16 protein-coding genes are annotated in these 16,694 nt (G+C 58.6%); 6 read left to right on the forward strand and 10 right to left on the reverse strand.

The window, feature by feature from the left end; genetic code table 11:
* Positions 1-149: 149 nt before the first annotated feature.
* The gene (locus GNZ13_RS45185) at positions 150-959 is read left to right on the forward strand and encodes an NAD(P)H-dependent oxidoreductase (protein WP_172177258.1); all 810 of its coding nucleotides are present in this window, start codon (positions 150-152) and stop codon (positions 957-959) included.
* 80 nt (positions 960-1,039) lie between these two features.
* A complete protein-coding gene (locus tag GNZ13_RS45190) occupies positions 1,040-1,513 on the forward strand; it encodes a VOC family protein (protein WP_172177260.1) in 474 nt (157 codons plus the stop codon).
* Between the two features lie 90 nt (positions 1,514-1,603).
* Here the strand turns inward: GNZ13_RS45190 and GNZ13_RS45195 are convergent, their stop codons facing one another.
* The 7 genes from GNZ13_RS45195 to GNZ13_RS45225 form a co-directional block, all read right to left on the reverse strand.
* Positions 1,604-3,082: an aldehyde dehydrogenase gene (locus GNZ13_RS45195; RefSeq protein ID WP_172177262.1), complete on the reverse strand. Its 1,479-nt coding sequence runs from the start codon at positions 3,080-3,082 to the stop codon at positions 1,604-1,606.
* A 26-nt stretch (positions 3,083-3,108) separates the two neighbouring features.
* The gene (locus GNZ13_RS45200; protein WP_172177264.1) at positions 3,109-3,936 is read right to left on the reverse strand and encodes an HpcH/HpaI aldolase/citrate lyase family protein; all 828 of its coding nucleotides are present in this window, start codon (positions 3,934-3,936) and stop codon (positions 3,109-3,111) included.
* A complete protein-coding gene (locus GNZ13_RS45205) occupies positions 3,929-5,305 on the reverse strand; it encodes an MmgE/PrpD family protein (RefSeq protein ID WP_172177266.1) in 1,377 nt (458 codons plus the stop codon). Before GNZ13_RS45205 ends, GNZ13_RS45200 begins: the two co-directional genes overlap by 8 nt.
* Positions 5,306-5,329: 24 nt before the next feature.
* Positions 5,330-6,508: a CaiB/BaiF CoA transferase family protein gene (locus tag GNZ13_RS45210; protein ID WP_172177268.1), complete on the reverse strand. Its 1,179-nt coding sequence runs from the start codon at positions 6,506-6,508 to the stop codon at positions 5,330-5,332.
* Between the two features lie 10 nt (positions 6,509-6,518).
* Positions 6,519-7,679: an acyl-CoA dehydrogenase family protein gene (locus tag GNZ13_RS45215; RefSeq protein WP_172177270.1), complete on the reverse strand. Its 1,161-nt coding sequence runs from the start codon at positions 7,677-7,679 to the stop codon at positions 6,519-6,521.
* Positions 7,680-7,699: 20 nt separating this feature from the next.
* Positions 7,700-8,575 carry an FAS1-like dehydratase domain-containing protein gene (locus GNZ13_RS45220; RefSeq protein WP_172177272.1) on the reverse strand — a complete coding sequence of 292 codons (876 nt, stop codon included), beginning with the start codon at positions 8,573-8,575 and terminating at the stop codon, positions 7,700-7,702.
* A gap of 104 nt (positions 8,576-8,679) precedes the next feature.
* Positions 8,680-9,600, reverse strand: coding sequence for a LysR substrate-binding domain-containing protein (locus GNZ13_RS45225; protein WP_172177274.1), 921 nt, complete (start codon positions 9,598-9,600; stop codon positions 8,680-8,682).
* Positions 9,601-9,891: 291 nt separating this feature from the next.
* Here GNZ13_RS45225 and pruA point away from each other — a divergent pair, with 291 nt between their 5' ends.
* The 3 genes from pruA to GNZ13_RS45240 all read left to right on the forward strand — a co-directional run bounded on the left by pruA (position 9,892) and on the right by GNZ13_RS45240 (position 13,965).
* Positions 9,892-11,445 (forward strand): L-glutamate gamma-semialdehyde dehydrogenase, encoded by a 1,554-nt coding sequence (gene pruA / locus GNZ13_RS45230; RefSeq protein ID WP_172177276.1) that lies wholly within the window; start codon positions 9,892-9,894, stop codon positions 11,443-11,445.
* Between the two features lie 80 nt (positions 11,446-11,525).
* Positions 11,526-12,740: a pyridoxal phosphate-dependent aminotransferase gene (locus GNZ13_RS45235; protein ID WP_172177278.1), complete on the forward strand. Its 1,215-nt coding sequence runs from the start codon at positions 11,526-11,528 to the stop codon at positions 12,738-12,740.
* A 61-nt stretch (positions 12,741-12,801) separates the two neighbouring features.
* A complete protein-coding gene (locus tag GNZ13_RS45240) occupies positions 12,802-13,965 on the forward strand; it encodes an NAD(P)/FAD-dependent oxidoreductase (protein WP_172177280.1) in 1,164 nt (387 codons plus the stop codon).
* A gap of 18 nt (positions 13,966-13,983) precedes the next feature.
* Here GNZ13_RS45240 and GNZ13_RS45245 read toward each other — a convergent pair whose 3' ends face one another.
* The 3 genes from GNZ13_RS45245 to GNZ13_RS45255 form a co-directional block, all read right to left on the reverse strand.
* The gene (locus tag GNZ13_RS45245; RefSeq protein WP_172177282.1) at positions 13,984-14,748 is read right to left on the reverse strand and encodes a helix-turn-helix domain-containing protein; all 765 of its coding nucleotides are present in this window, start codon (positions 14,746-14,748) and stop codon (positions 13,984-13,986) included.
* A gap of 130 nt (positions 14,749-14,878) precedes the next feature.
* The gene (locus tag GNZ13_RS45250; RefSeq protein WP_172177284.1) at positions 14,879-15,484 is read right to left on the reverse strand and encodes a thiamine pyrophosphate-dependent enzyme; all 606 of its coding nucleotides are present in this window, start codon (positions 15,482-15,484) and stop codon (positions 14,879-14,881) included.
* 8 nt (positions 15,485-15,492) lie between these two features.
* Positions 15,493-16,008 carry a thiamine pyrophosphate-binding protein gene (locus GNZ13_RS45255; protein ID WP_074283245.1) on the reverse strand — a complete coding sequence of 172 codons (516 nt, stop codon included), beginning with the start codon at positions 16,006-16,008 and terminating at the stop codon, positions 15,493-15,495.
* A gap of 301 nt (positions 16,009-16,309) precedes the next feature.
* Between GNZ13_RS45255 and GNZ13_RS45260 the strand changes: the two genes are divergently transcribed.
* On the forward strand, positions 16,310-16,694 hold a 385-nt coding region (locus GNZ13_RS45260), incomplete at its 3' end, for an electron transfer flavoprotein subunit beta/FixA family protein (protein WP_172177286.1).

Here is a 16,694-nt window from a genome sequence, read left to right on the forward strand (position 1 = left end):
TCGCCATGGGATTGCGTTCCAGAATGAGGGCCGATCCATGAGCCTGCCTACTGGGACTGCACGGGACGATGGCGGCATATGCGGAACGAATTCAAGTGCAGGGCACCGGCCCGCACGCTCAATGAACTGGTTTTTTGTGGAGTTTTCGCATGAAAGTGCTCATCGTTTTCGCTCACCCCGAACCCAAGTCGTTCAATGGTGCGCTGAAAGATACGGCTGTCTCGACCCTGAAAGCGCAGGGGCACGAGGTTCAGGTAACCGACCTGTATCAACTGAAGTGGCGGCCCGAGCTCGGCGTCGAAGACTTCGTGGGTGAGCGTCTCAACCCTGACTTCCTCGATCTCTCGGCGGAACAGGAACATATGTTCGGGACGTCCACGAAACCGACGCCGGCTGTTTACGCCGAGCAGCAGAAGGTGCTCTGGTCCGATCTGATCATCTTCCAGTATCCGATGTGGTGGTTCGGGATGCCGGCGATTCTGAAGGGCTGGGTGGATCGCGTGATGACCCGCGGATTCGCCTATGCGACCGGGCGAAAATACGAGACCGGAATGTTCAGGGGCCGCAAGGCGATGGTCTCGACCACGACGGGAACGGCCGCGAGCCTTTACGAACCGGACGGTGTCGACGGTGATATCAATCACATTCTATGGCCGATCCACAACGGGATCTTCAATTACCTTGGCTTCGATGTGCTGCCGCCGCATGTGTCGTGGATGCCTGGCCGCGTGAGCGCCGCGGAGCGGCAAGCGTACCTCGACTCCTACGCAGCGCGGTTACGCACGCTCGAGAGCACGGAGCCCTTGTTCTTCCATCCCTTTGCGGACTTTGGTCTTGACCAACGTCTGAAGCCAGGTGTGGTGGCCCGTTCCGGCTTCCAATGGAACCCGGCCGTCGGCCAGTCGCATGATGATGCGGCAGAAACGTACACGCCGAAGAAGATTGCGAAGGCGGGATGATCCGGCGTGACGTCGGGCCGCAGCTGAATTCGAAAGCTTCTGTGGCCCAGCATCGAAACTGACCAGGAGTGAAACACACGATGGAAAAGCTGCCCATGTTTCAGAAGCTGCATCACGTCTGCATCGTGGTTCGTGACATTGAGAAGGCCGTGAAGTATTACGAGTCGATCGGAGTCGGTCCGTGGACAGATTTTCCGCTGATGGATGCGTACGAACTGGACGGCTACGATCGTCCAGCCTTTCTGAAGATGCGTTATAAGTTCGCGAACATCGACAACGCCCAGCTGCAGCTTTGCCAGCCAGGGGACGGAGACACGCCGCAACGACGTTTCCTGGAGTCACGCGGCGAGGGTGTTTTTCATCTCGGCTTCTCTGTCGAGAGCTGCGATAAAGCAGAGGAACAGGCTGCGAACGCCGGACTGGATGTTCTGGCACGTGGGCGTCTCCCTGATCGAAGCGGCTTCACGTACTTCAAGACGGTCAACGAAGGCGCTGGGGTCACGTTGGAGGTTCGGGCGCCGAGTACCAAGGCAACTCAAGGCATCAAGTCCTGATACACGCTTTCCGTGTGATCCATTCGTTATTCCGGTTACCCCAATCTAATTCAGAACTGCCCCGCGGCCTGCCGCGGGGCATCGTCAGTTTTATCTCATGACGAACGGGTTTGCAGTCTTGACCCCAGTATTGATCCAGACGCTTTTGGTTTGCAGATACTCGCGGATCGCGTCGATACCGTTCTCGCGACCGAGTCCCGAATCCTTGTAGCCGCCGAACGGCGACATGTAGCTTACTGCGCGATAGCTGTTCACCCAGACCATGCCGGCCTGCAGCTTTTCAGCGACACGAATGGACCGGCCGATATCTTTCGTCCAGACCCCTGAGCCCAGACCGAAGCGCACATCATTGGCCAGTGCAACGGCCTCGTCTTCGTCCTTGAACTTGATGATAGACAGGATAGGACCAAAGACTTCTTCCTGTGCGATCCGCATTCTGTTGTTGACGTCACCGAAAATGGTTGGCTCGACGAACCAGCCATTGCCGCATTCCGGTGCACTGCCTGGCTTTCCACCGAGCAGCAACGTCGCGCCTTCCTGCTTCGCGGTTTCAATGTAAGACAGGACTTTCTGGTATTGAGGACGCGTCGTTACCGGCCCGACCTGTGTATCCATGCTCGACGGATCCCCCATTTTTGCGGTGCGTGCCAGCGTCAGGAGTTTGTCGACGAACGAGTCGTAGATGCTTTCTTGCAACAACAGCCGCGAGCCGGCAATACAGGTCTGTCCGGTCGCGGCGAAGATGCCGGAAACCGCGCCATTCACTGCGTCTTCCAGATCGGCATCCTCGAACACGATGTTGGGTGACTTGCCGCCGAGTTCGAGACTAACGTGTTTGAATTGACGTGCTGCCGCCTCGTTGATCGCGCGGCCTGTGGAATCTGCGCCGGTGAACGTGATCTTCTTGACCAGGGGGTGTTCCACCAAAGGCGAGCCGACGTCCGTACCGAATCCGGTCACGACGTTCACCACGCCCGGCGGAAAGCCGGCTTCGGTGAAGAGTTTCGCAAACTCGATCGTGGACGCCGAAGTGAACTCGGACGGTTTGATCACAACCGTGCAACCTGCGGCCAACGCGGGCGCTATCTTCCATGTTGCCAGTAGCAGGGGCGAATTCCACGGCGTGATCGCGGCGACGACGCCCAACGGTTCGTTCCGCGTGAAGTTGAAGTATCCCTTCTTGTCGAGCGGAATGACGGCGCCCTGAATCTTGTCCGCCAGACCGCCAAAATAGTAATACCACTGGGGCAAATACTGGCACTGGCCGAGCATCTCCGCCATGAGCTTGCCGTTGTCCCGAACTTCGAGCTCGGCAAGCCGCTTTGCGTCTCGTGCGATCAGGTCGCCGACCCGATGAAGCAGCAGGCCTCGCTGGCTCGGAGACATCTGTGACCATGGTCCTGTACTGAATGCGGTATGCGCCGCTTGCACAGCCCGATCGACGTCGGTCCCGTTGCCTTTTGCAATCTGTGCCCAGGTTTCTCCCGTGAACGGATTTTCCGTATCGAACCATTCGCCCGAAGTTGACGGGCAAGATTCGCCGTTGATATACATCTCAAATCGTTGCATGACTCTCGTCTCCAATTGAGGTTGAATCAGGCGCCAAGGGGCAGACGTCGCTGGGACTCAGCCAGGATTTCCTGCGCCTTCAAAATGACCGGCCTGTCTACCATGCGGCCGTCTACAGCAACGGCCGCGCCGTGGGATGCAGCTGCGCCTTCGACAACCCGCTGCGCCCATTCGACATCCTTCTCGCTGGGGATGAACGCGGCATTGACTGCGGCCACCTGCCTGGGATGAATACAAAGCTTGGCGCCGAAGCCGAGCCGCCTTGCACGGATCGTGTCGCGGGTGATTTGCTCGGGATCGTCGAGTGTGGTGCTGACCCCGTCCACCGGCGGCAGCAGGTTGCCGATGCGAGAGGCGAAGACGATCTGTGAGCGGAAGTACAGAAGCTGCTCATCGTCGCCGTCAATGCCGAGGTCGAGCTGGAAATCCACATTGCCGAATACGAGTCGGGTGGTCAGCCGGTGTTGGGCGATAGCGACCACATTCCGAAAACCCTGAGCGGTCTCGATCATCGGCAGGATGTCGGTCGGCTTGCCCGCGAACTCGCACAGGAAGATATCGTCGATGCGTTCCGTCTTGGGCAGCATGACGGCGGCGACGGATGGCGCACGACATACGGCGATGTCGTCGCGAAACCACTCGCTATTCACATCATTTACCCGCACTGCCACCGGCGTACTGTTTGTCGAAAGCCACTCGGCGAGGGCCGCCCGCGCGATCTTCTTCTCAGTAGGAGGCACTGCATCTTCCAGATCGATAACGACCACATCGACACCCGACGCAGCCGCCTTGGCGAACCTGTCCGGTCGGTTGCCGGGAACGAAGAGATAGGAGCGGGGTGCAAGGTCAGCCATGTTGGGCCTCCAGTTTCGATTCGGGGAGCAGTTTGGGTACGACGGTTGCATCGGTAATCGTCCATACCGATGTGATTGAGCGCTTGAGTTCGTCTTCGGTAGCCGCATTGCCATACAAACCCAGCGTCATCGTTTTGCGCTCGAGTTCAGCGCGCGTGAGCGTGTTGCCCGGATCGCCCTTGGGATCATCCACGCGGCCCTCGAAGGTGCGGCCATCCTTCGTCTGAACGATGACCTTCCCAATCCAACGTGACGGATAGGCCGTATCGACTTCAGGGTCGAGCACCATCGAGACTTTCTTGCAGAAGTGCGCGATCCTGCTTTCCTTGTAATGGTCGTCGAACTCACGTACGCCCGCGTGGCCGAATTTCGCTACCAGAGCGAGCACGGTGCCCATGGAGAACTTTGCCTGATGGACCGTCTGAGGATCGGTTACCGGTCCAAGGACATCAATTGCAGCCTGGTGAACATGAGTCACCACCGTCTCGATGTCATCCGGCGCGAGCTTCTCGCGCTGAATAACCTGCAGCAGAGCATCGGCCGCCGGATGGGTGTGCCGGCAGGAAGCGTGATACTTGAAAGACGTTTCGATCAGCGCCCAGCGCTCGCCGAGCGCTTCGGCGAGTTTGTCCGGATGCGTTTGCGTGGACATGCCCGCCCCCATGCCTTTCGCGCCCTCGAAGATGTCCTTCGCACCGGTGAAGCCGTCGGCCGCCAGGTAGGCTGCGAGAAGACCGTTCGCCGCAGCCTTGGCCGTATGCAGTTGCTTGGAGTCTGCGGCGTCTTTCAGAAATTCCCAGAGTCCGGCTGCCTGGGTGCCGGCGGAGCCAAACGCATTCACCATCTGCTCGTCGCTCAATCGCAAAAGATTACCGACTGCTGCCGCAGCCGCGATCGTCCCGACCGTACCGGTGGTATGAAAAATCTTGTAGTGCGACCGGCCGAGGAATTCACCAACACGGATGCCCACTTCATAGCCTGCGACAGACGCTGCGATGAACTCTTTGCCACTTCTGCCAAGCGCTTGTGCGGCGGCCCACGCTGCGGGGAAGACGACGGTTGCCGGATGCAGGACCGAACTGTTGTGAAGGTCGTCCTGTTCAGCGAAGTGCGATGCTGCGGCGTTGATCATTGCCGCGAAGAGTGGACTGGTCGTTCGGCGGGAGATCAGTACTTCGCAGGGACCGGACTGCGGCCCGAAAGCGAATGCGTACTTCTGGATCGTCTCGACGGGGCGCGCTTCGCGGCCAGCCAGTGCTGATCCGAACCAGTCAAGGAAGAGGTCTTCCGTGCGTGCCACCACGTCTTTGGGGATCTGTTCAAACTTGAGATTGGCCGCAAACGAAGCAAGAATCTGTGTGTTGCTCATAACAGGCTTACCTTAACTGGGGAGTTAGATCACGGCCGCTTCACGAAGCTCGCGGATGGCATGGGTCGAAAAGCCCAGTTCATTCAAAAGGGCTTCGGTGTGCTGGCCTAACGCGGGCACGGCGTCCAGTCGAACATCGGATGCTGTACTGATGCCTGGCGGCAGCAGGGCGGGAATGGAACCGGCAGGTGAGTCGATGTTCACCCAGCGATTGCGTTCCTTAAGCTGCGGATGCGACCACACGTCGGGCATATCATTCATTCGCGCGTTGGCGATCTGCGCGCTATCCAGCCGACTGATGACTTCTTCCGAAGTCAGTTTGCTGAAAGCGGCGACAATGATTTCGTGCAGTTCCTCGCGTGCTGCCACCCGCTTCGAGTTGGAACTGAAACGAGGATCGATGGCGAGCTCGGGTTCCAGCAGAACCTGCGCGCAGAAGACACCCCATTCACGCTCGTTCTGCAATCCCAGCATGACTGTCTTTGCATCGCCGGCGGGGAAGGGGCCATAGGGGTAGATGGTCGCGTGAGCGGCGCCGGCACGAGGTGGCGGGGATGCGCCATCGAACGCGTAGTAGAGGGGGTACGTCATCCACTCCACCATGCTCTCGAGCATCGAGACATCGATTTCTCGTCCCAAGCCGGTCTTCGATCGTTGCAGAAGCGCGGAGAGGATGTTCGTGTAGGCGTACATCCCTGCAGCGATGTCAGCAATGGAGCAGCCGGCTTTTGCCGGTGAGTCCGGGCCGCCGGTAATCGAAAGGAACCCGGACTCACTCTGGATCAACAGGTCGTATGCCTTTTTGTCCCGATAGGGACCATCGGATCCGTAACCGGAGATGTTGCAGACAATCAGGCGGGGATACTTGTCACGCAACGCCTCATACGACAGCCCCAGTCGCGCCGCGGCGCCGGGTGCCAGGTTCTGCACCAGCACGTCGGTGTCCTCAAGCAGGCGCTCGAAAATATCCTGCGCCCGCGGGGCCTTGACGTCTAGCGTGAGGCTCTCCTTCGAGCGGTTGCACCATACAAAGTGCGAGGCCATGCCGTGCACGCGCTCATCGTAGGCACGTGCGAAGTCCCCGACACCTGGGCGTTCGACCTTGATCACGCGTGCGCCAAGATCTGCAAGTTGACGGGTGCAAAACGGTGCTGCAATCGCGTGTTCGAGGGTGATGACCTTGACGCCGTCCAGCGGTTTCATGTCTTTCCCCTTAGAAAGAACGTGGCAGTCCGAGCAGATGCTCGGCTACATACGAAAGAATAAGATTGGTCGAGATCGGTGCGACCTGATAAAGCCGTGTTTCGCGGAATTTGCGTTCGACGTCGTATTCGTTCGCAAAACCGAAGCCGCCGTGGAACTGCAGGCACGCATTCGCGGCCTCCCAGGAAGCGTCCGCGGCGAGCAGCTTTGCCATGTTGGCCTGCGCGCCGGCTGGTTGTTTGGCGTCGAAAAGCTCGCAGGCCTTATATCGCATCAAGCTCGCCGCTTCGACGTTGACGTGCGCGCGGGCGATCGGAAACTGCACGCCCTGGTTTTGTCCGATCGGGCGGCCGAAGACGACGCGTTCCTTGACGTACTTACAGACCTTGTCGAGGAACCAGTAGCCGTCGCCGATACATTCAGCGGCGATCAACGTTCGCTCGGCATTCAGGCCATCGAGGATGTATTTGAAGCCTCTGCCTTCCTCACCGATCAGGTTTTCGACGGGGATCTCGAGGTTGTCGAAAAAAAGTTCGTTAGTCTCGTGATTCACCATGTTCGGGATGGGGCGAACGGTCATGCCTTTGCCGATTGCCTGATGCAGGTCGACCAGAAATATCGACATGCCTTCGGATTTCTTGGCGACCTGATCGATCGGAGTGGTCCGCGCGAGCAGGATCATGAGATCGGAATGCTGGATCCGGGAGATCCACACCTTCTGACCGTTGACGACGTATTTGTCGCCTTTGCGAACCGCGGTTGTCTTGAGCTTCGTGGTGTCGCTGCCGGTCGTCGGCTCGGTCACGCCCATCGACTGAAGCCGCAACTTTCCGCTGGCGATTTTCGGAAGGTACCGGGCCTTTTGTTCTTCGGAGCCGTGCCTGAGGAGTGTCCCCATGTTGTACATCTGTCCGTGACACGCGCCGGAATTGCCACCGCTGCGGTTGATCTCTTCCATGATCACCGAAGCTTCGGTCAGTCCGAGCCCCGAGCCGCCATATTCCTGCGGAATAAGGGCTGCCAGCCAACCGGCGTCGGTTAGGGCTTGCACAAACGCCTCGGGGTAGGCTCGTTCCTCGTCGATTTTGCGGAAATACTCGGCGGGAAAGTTGGAACACAGATCGCGAACCGCTTCGCGAATGTCCTGATAGGGGTCAACGTTAGCCAGCACTTGTCTCTACTCCTCAGAGTTTATTTTTGAAGAACATACGCGGGTGCCGTTAGCGTCGCCTCGGCATCGACGCATAACACGCCATCGGAATTGGCCGCCCAGAGCTTCACTTCGGTCGATCCAGGGGCACGGGCCGCGTAGAGATGAAACGGGGCCCGGTCAAACAGCGGGTTGACCGCTTTGAATGAGAAAGAAGCTATCGATTCACCGGGAACACTGCGCCGGACGAGGTCGATCAGCAACGTCGCAGTCAGTGGTCCGTGAACGACCAGCGCCGGATAGCCTTCCTGCTCATGGGCGTAGGTGCGGTCATAGTGGATGCGGTGGCCGTTGAAGGTATCTGCGGAGTAGCGAAAGAGCAGCACCGGGTCGGGCACGATCTCCCGTTTCCATGTGAAATCCGTCGGCGCGGTCGGGCCGGTTGCCGCGGTGTACGCAGTCGTCGCGGACTCGCGGTACACAACGTCCTGCTCCTCGGAAATCAGCGGACCTTCGAGGTCTTCCAGTTCGTGACGCAGACGTACAAAAACGAGCTTTCCGGTGCGTCCTTCCTTGGCCGCGACGTCAAGAATCTGCGACGTCCTGGTGACTTCGCTGCCGACCACGAGTGGACGCTCGAACCGGACGCGGCTGCCAGCCCACATGCGTCTGGGCAGTGGCACTGGCGGCAGGAATCCACCGCGTGTCGGATGTCCGTCCGCGCCCACCTGTGACTGCGAAACAATGTGAGGAAAAAACGCCCAGTGCCACAGCGGAGGCAATGGACAGCCGGTATGCGGGACGTCCTCATAGTCCAGCGTAGCGGCGAGTTGTTGCGCAAGACGTGGTGAGACGAATTCGCGCTCAGCCTGAGTGCGGCCGATCCAGGTGCGAAGATAGTTGAGTTCAGCAGTCATGGGGGCGTCGGGTAGCGTCGTTCACGCTAGATTGACGCACCCGCCTGCTGACTACAATTTGTGTCTGGAGAAGAGGGCTTTAAACGCAGACTAACTGCTGATGTTCAGGCCGGCTGGGACTCGCGCTCGGTTTTGCACTTCTGCGTGAGGAGGTCGACGAGTTCCCGCGCGAAGGATGGCAACAGGTCAAGGTTGCGCACGCAGATCAGTAGATTGCGCGTCGCCCAGTCGTTCTCGATTTCAACGAGCCGGATGTTCATGGTTTTGACGTAGCGTACTGCTGACGAGCAAGGCAACACGCCGATCCCGACGTTGGCCTCGATCATTCGGCACAGTGCTTCGAAGTTACCTACTTCAATTCGCACCTGAAGTTTCTTGTGCATGTCGCTTGCTACGCGGTTCAGAAAGGTGTGAATCGCGCTTGCTTCCGGCATCCCGACGAAGTCGAACCCGGTTGCTTCCTCAAATGGAATGGACGATTTTCCGGCCAGGGGGTGTGATTCCGACACGGCCAATATGAGCCGGTCCGAGCGGTACGGCAGGACTTTCAGCGATTCGGGCCGGACATTCCCCGCCACTATCCCGACGTCCGCCGTGCCTTCACTGACCGCACGCACCACGTCATGGCTCAACCGTTCGCGAAGCTCGACGTTCACATCGGGATGCTCGGCGAGGAAGTCACGCAGGTCGTTAGGAAGAAATTCAGTGGTGGCAGTCGTGTTCGCAAAGATTCGCACATGACCTTTGACACCGCGCGCGTACTCCTGCATGTCGCCGCGCAACTGCTCGAGCTGCGACAGGACGACCCGCGCGTGGTGTAGGAACGCCTGACCCGGTGGGGTGAGGGTCACCCCCTGGCTGGTCCGATACAGCAGTTTTGCTCCCATGCTTTCTTCGAGATTTTTGATCCGGGTGCTTGCTGCGGGTACCGACATATGAAACCGCTCGGCACCACGCGTCAAGCTATCCGTCTCAGCAATACATGTGATGAGACGAAGATCAACCAGATCGAAATGCATGGCCATGATACGTGCTCCGAATGAAAAGATGCCCCGTTGATTCAGTGTAGCAAATAGCAGAACTCCGCAAATCGGTATTTACGATGTTCTCCATAAAATTTTATGAAGTCTCAATAGTAGAGGGCTATTGGAGATGATTTGGATAATCCGTGTTTCTATAAGTATGCAAAACTCCGCAAAATAAACGGCGACTAGATCAAGACCGGAACAATTTCGCGCTGGACAATCGGTTCACGGTAGCGTGCCGCGTTCGTCAGAGCGGCAGAGCACCCCAAACCATCCAATCTGGAGAAAGCGATGTTGATTGCGCCGTTCAAGAACGAGCCGTTCGATTTGTTCGACACCGAAAGTGCCAAAGCAGACATGCAGCAGGCGCTGAAAAAGGTGCGTGCCGAGTTTGGCAAGACCTATCCCCTGGTTATCAATGGCGAGCGCGTGCAGACCGAAGCGACACTCGTCTCAACGAATCCGTCGAATCCGGACGAGATCGTCGGCTATACCGCCAAGGCGACGACGCGGCACGCGGACGCCGCGCTGGAAGCAGCCTGGGCGGCCTTCGAATCGTGGAAGCGTTGGAGCCAGGAGGATCGATCGCGCGTCATGTTGAAGGCCGCGGCAATCATGCGCAGGCGCAAGCGCGAGCTCGAGGCGTGGCTGGTCTATGAAATCGGCAAGAACTATGTCGAAGCAAGTGCCGAAGTCGCGGAAATGATCGACTTCATCGAGTACTACGCACGTCAGGCGATCAAGCACGTCGGCGGCCTCGGTTCGCTGATTGATTATTCGGGTGAGGAGAACGAGAGCTTCTACATCCCGCTGGGCGTGGGTGTGACGATTTCGCCGTGGAATTTCCCGATGGCATTGATGACCGGCATGACGGTCGGTGCGATCGTGGTGGGTAACACGGTCGTTTGCAAGCCTGCGGAAGATACGGTGGTATCACTGGCGAAGATCTTCGACATCTTCGCCGAAGCAGGACTGCCGCCCGGCGTGGTGAATTATCTGCCGGGTACCGGACGCGAGATCGGTTCGTATCTGGTCGCCCATCCGAAGACGCGCTTCATCAACTTCACGGGCTCGCTCGCAACCGGTGCCCAGATCAACGAGTCCGCTGCAAAGCTGGCCGAGGGCCAGAAATGGTTCAAGCGGGTTTTTCTTGAGCTTGGTGGCAAGGACGCGATTCTTGTCGATGAGACGGCCAACCTCGATGGCGCAGCGACTGCGGTGATCCAGGCAGCCTTCGGCTATTCCGGCCAGAAGTGTTCGGCCTGCTCGCGTCTGATCGTGGTGGATTCGGTCTACGACGCATTGCTCGAGAAGGTCGTTGCGAAGACGAAGGAACTCGTTGTCAGTGAGGCCAAGGACAATCCAAGTTTTGGCCCGGTGTGCAATGAACTGCAGTACAAGAAGGTGCTGTCGTACATCGATATCGGTCACACCGAGGGCAAGCTGCTGACGGGTGGCAAGGCCGTGGAAAATGCAGCGGGCTATCTGATTGAGCCGACCATCTTCGGCGACGTCTCGCCTCGCGCGCGCATTGCACAAGAGGAAGTGTTCGGACCGTTCGTCGCCGCGATCCGCGTCAAGGATTTCGACGAAGGTCTGGCGGTGGTCAATGACACGGTCTACGGGCTGACTGGCGCGCTCTTCTCGAACGACCGCAGTCGCATCGAACGAGCCCGCCGTGATTTCCACGTCGGCAATCTGTACTTCAATCGCAAGTGTACGGGCGCGCTGGTCGGTGTTCAGCCGTTCGGCGGTTTCAACCTCACGGGTACCGATACCAAGACGGGCGGTCCTGATTACCTTTTGCAGTTCCTGCAAATGAAGGCAGTGGCTGAACGTCTGTAAACGTGCGTGTTCCGGGGCACCACTGACAGGCAGCCCCGGTTCACACGGTAGGCTTTTTAAAAACGAACGGAATGAACACAATGGGCTTCATTGCAGACCGCATTGGCCAGATTGCCCCTGCGCAGACGATGGCAATGGCAGCAAAAGCGGCAGAACTGCGTCGTGCCGGGAAGAACGTTATTTCCCTGTCGCAAGGCGAACCAGACTTTCACACGCCCGAGAACATCCAGACAGCAGCGATTCGTGCGATGCGCGAAGGCAAGACGCGCTACACGGAGGCCGCGGGTATCCGGGAGTTGCGCGAGGCGATCGTCGCGAAACTGAAGCGCGACAACGGCGTCGACTACCCAGTCGATGGCGTCAGCGTGTCGGTTGGTGCGAAACAGGCGATTTTCGCGGCTTTTTTCGCGACCCTCAATCCGGGCGATGAAGTGATCGTGCCCGCACCGTGCTGGGTCTCCTATCCGGAGATCGTCAAAATGGCGACGGGGACGCCCATCGTTGTGGCGTGCGATGAAGCGGCAGGGTTCAAATTGACGGCGGCCCAGCTTGAGGCGTCGATCACGCCGCGTACCAAGTGGCTGATGCTGAATTCGCCGTCGAACCCGACCGGGGCGGTTTACTCGGTTGAGGAACTCCGCACCATCGCGGAAGTACTGCGTCGACATCCCCATGTATGGGTGCTGTCGGACGACATCTACGAAAAGCTCATCTATACCGGAAGCCCGTTCGTCAATATTTTGAACGTGGCGCCAGAGTTGGAGGAGCGGACGCTCATCATCAATGGGGTCTCCAAGGTGTACTCGATGACAGGCTGGCGGATTGGCTATTCCGCCGGACCGGCTGCGCTCATCCGGGCCATGAATCTTGTGCAAGGGCAGATTGTCACCAGTGCGTCGTCGGTGTCGCAATACGCTGCGATTGAAGCACTCAATGGTGATCAGTCATTCGTAGAGCGATCGCGATCGGCTTTCGACGAACGCCGGAAGCTTGTGGTCAAAACGCTGAGCGACATTCCGGGACTCCACAGTAACGAGCCTGAAGGCGCCTTTTATGCATTTGTCGGCTGCCATGGCGTCATTGGAAGCCGTACGCCGAGCGGCAGGCTTCTGGAGAACGACCAGGACTTCGTCATGTACTTGTTGGAAGAGGCGAACGTGGCGGTGGTTTCAGGTTCCGGTTTTCTGCTCTCGCCGTACTTCAGACTCTCTTATGCCGCATCACTCGACGACCTGAACGAAGCGCTGAGCCGGATTCGCGCCACGTGTCAAAGCCTCGAAACTGTAGCGGTCTGATAGTCCGTTATCCACACACTGCTCGGCTCTCAGGAGCCCAACGAGCCTTCGAAGGTGAATCATGAGCGAAAGGATTGTCATCACGGGTGGTGGTGCAATTGGTTGTTCAATCGCGTATTTCCTGAGCCTCCAGAAGACGCCCGGACGTGAGATCTGGGTGATCGAAAAAGATCCGACCTATCAGATCGCGTCATCATCGCTCTCGGCCAGTTCGATCCGGCAGCAGTTCTCAACGCCTATTTGCATTCAGTTGTCGCAGTTCGGCTATGACTTCTTCTCCTCCTGCGAGCGGGAGAAGGCGCGGTACGGTGCCGGTGTCGATCTGGTGGATTGCGGCTATCTGTTCGTGGGCAATGCGCAGCAGGAGAGCGTGCTACGTCGGCGGAGCTCGCTCGCCAGATCGTTAGGGGTCGAGCTGCAGGAACATTCCGCTGAAGCGTTGCAGCAGCGCTACCCGTGGATGAACGTCGGCGATCTGACTTATGCCGTTGAAGGCCTTGCAGGCGAAGGCTGGTTCGATGGCTACAGCGTTATGCAATGGTTCAGAACCCGTGCGCGTGAGGCGGGTGTTCATTTCGCTACGGGTGAAGCGGCGGGTTACCGTACACGCGGAAACCGGATTACCCATGTCGAACTGACGGATGGGCGGGAAATCTCCGGGGACACGTTCGTGAATGCTGGCGGAGCGTGGTGCGCGCCTCTTGCCAAAAGCGTCGCTGTCGATCTGCCGGTTCGGCCAAGACGGCGTTCGGCGTTCGTCGTGTCATGCCCGACGTCGATCCCGGATATGCCGATCCTGATCGATACGTCTGGCGTGTACCTGCGTAGGGAGCAGAACCATTTCCTGTGCATCGTCTCGCCCTCGGCGGAGATGGATTTGGATAACCTGCCGCTAGACGTGCAATTTTCCGAGTTTGACGAGATCATCTGGCCGACGCTGGCAGAGCGGATCCCTGCGTTTGAGGCGCTACGCGTGGAACACGCATGGGCTGGCTACTACGAATACAACATCCTCGACCAGAACGGCATCGTCGGTCAGTCGGGCCCGGAAAACTCGTTCGTGGCGGCCGGTTTCAGCGGTCACGGCATGATGCACAGTCCGGGCGTCGGTCGTGCAATGGCTGAACTGCTGACCTTCGGCGAGTTCAGAACTTTGGACCTCTCGCCGCTATCGCCGGCGCGGCTCACTTCGGGCCAACTTGTGATCGAAGAGGGTGTTTACTAGCGCCCGGCAGGCGGTTGATCAGTGTGGATGCAGGCCACGCCCTCGCGCGTTTCGATACTGTCGGGGCGTGAGGTGCGTGGCGGACTTGAATTGTCGCGCAAAAGCGCTGTGGTCCGCGTAGCCGCAGTCCGTCGCGATATCCGTAATGCTGTTGTCAGTCGTTTCGAGCAGCTTGCACGCGTGGTCGATCCGCAATTTCATCAGCAGTTGCTTGGGCGTCAGATGAAACACTTCACGGGTCAGACGTTCCAACGTATCGACAGAGATGGAGGCGCGTTCCGCCGCTTCAGTGACCAGGATGTTCTGTCCGAGGTTCTGTTCCAGATAATCCAGATATTCCAGTAAGCGGCGGTAGCCGTGGTGCCGTTCGTCGGGGCGAGGCAGATCGCGCGAGATGCCGATCAGTCCGATCGCTTGCCCGTCTTCGTTGAGTACCGGGAACTTGGAGCTCAGGCACCAGTATCGATGCCCCGATCCGGACGAGTAGAGGCGCAGACGATCGACAATCGGAGACTGGCTTTCGATAACGTTCAGATCTTGCGCGTTGGTGCTTGCACCGGTCACGGGAAATAGCTGGTCGGCCGTCTGGCCAATCACATCGTCGCGCGCCATCCCACTTCGGTTGATGAGCGTTTGATTGACGGAAAGATAGCGCGCCTGGGCATCCTTGATGTAGTACAGCACGTCCGGAAAACAATCGAAGACGCGCTCGAGCATCTCGGGCTGCCGGTCCAGCTGTCGAAAGACCTCCACCAACATATCGGAATAGGCCTTGGCGGGCATAAGAGGATCAGCGTGAAGTCACAGTGATCCCGATTGTACAGGGGGTGTAATCCGTGGCGGGAGCGAGGAAAGCGGTGGGGCGGTAGCTAGCCGCTCCACCGCTTTCCTGCAGGAATCCGCGCCTTGGCGCTTATTGGCTGGCGTGCGCCTTGGCGCCGAGCAGCGCTTCTCGGAAACGGCTGCGCAGATACGGCCCATCCCGGGGCGGAAGGGAGGTGGGCTCGGGATCGGTTCCGACCTTTACCGTGGCGAGCACAGGACCCTTGGCTTTGAGAATGACGTCGACATATTCTTCGAGCTCGCCTTCGGCATAGATTGTCGTCGCCTTTTCGAATCCAGCGGCGCGCGCGATTGCAGTGATATCCACGCCTCGTCCCGCGTGGGCCAACTGCATGCCCGTTTCCGCATAGTGTTCGTTGTCGATAACGACGATGGAGAGATTGGCCGGCCGATCGACGCCTACGGTTGCCAGCGATCCCAGTCCCATCATCATTTCGCCATCGCCAACGAACACGATCACGCGTTTCTCGGGTTGTGCCAGCGCAAGACCGAGACCGAAGGTGACGGCACCGCCCATCGCACCCCACAGGTAGAAGTTCTGTGGCGTGTCGCCGGCGGCGGCCACATCGAAGGTCGGATTCCCAAGGCTGGTCACTGCCAGAACGTCCTGCTGCCGATCGCGGAGAATCCGCTTCACCGTCAGTCGACGGTTCAGGGGCGTCGTCTGCTGAGTCATGTTCGTACTCACTTGTTAAAGTTCTTGGTGCCGATAACGCGCTGTCCGATCAGGACAGCGACCATCCGGGAGGTGTTGTAGCCGAAATTCAGCGCGGCGCGCACGGTCTCAGGGACCTCGGCGGGATCATCCGCGCGGTAGACATAAACGCCGGCCGATTCGAGGGCTTCCTGGGTCGATTTGCCCATGGCGACTTGCCAGGGATTGAATTCGCCCCACTCTCCGCGCATGGTGACCAGCATTACGATGGGCATGCGGCATTCGTGTTGCAGCGAGAGCATATTGATGCAGTTGCCCACGCCGCTCGACTGCAGCAGCAGTACGCCGCGCTGGCCACCGACCCATGCGCCGCCCATCATGGCCACCCCTTCTTCTTCGGTGGTCAGCGAAACCGCATGGATTTCGGCATCTGCTTCACAGAGTTCGATAAGACGTTTGTGCCCCGCATCAGGCACGTATGCCACTTGCCGCACGTCAGCGGCTTTGAAGTGCTCGAAGATTGTTTCCGGCCAGTTGACTGACATGATGACGAGTTTTGGTAGGTTGATAAAAACGGATAGCCGTCGCGCTAAGCAGGGCCAATCGATTACCTTGCTTTGATGAGTGATAGCGTGCATCAGCAAAAGTCGTCGCTCAATTACTGATTGCGGAAGACACGTTTAGGCTGGGGTTAACGGGATTTGTCGGTGCGGATTCACGCGCAGATCCTTTCCGTTTTGGCTTGCGTATGCATTCGAGCGACTGAAATGCGGCGTTCCAGAATGCCGAATTCCAACTCCAGGTTTGAGTAAGCACACTAGCGTTCAAACGACTGGAGAGGGAACCATGAAGATTGTTGTGCCCGTCAAGAGAGTGGTCGATTACAACGTGAAAGTCCGGGTGAAATCGGACGGCACGGGTGTCGACATCGCGAACGTGAAGATGTCGATGAATCCGTTCGACGAAATCGCGGTTGAAGAAGCAGTTCGTCTGAGGGAAGCGGGCGTGGCGACCGAAGTGATCGCCGTGTCGTGCGGCGTGACGCAATCGCAGGAAACGCTGCGCACGGCGCTGGCGATCGGCGCGGACCGCGCGATCCTGATTGAGTCGGGCGAAGAGCTGCAGCCGCTGGCGGTGGCCAAGCTGCTGAAGGCGCTGGTCGACAAGGAACAGCCGCAGCTGATCATCCTCGGCAAGCAGGCCATCGACGACGATTCGAACCAGACCGGCC

The sequence above is a fragment of the Paraburkholderia elongata genome (assembly GCF_013177735.1).
GTDB classification, from domain to species: Bacteria; Pseudomonadota; Gammaproteobacteria; order Burkholderiales; family Burkholderiaceae; genus Paraburkholderia; species Paraburkholderia elongata.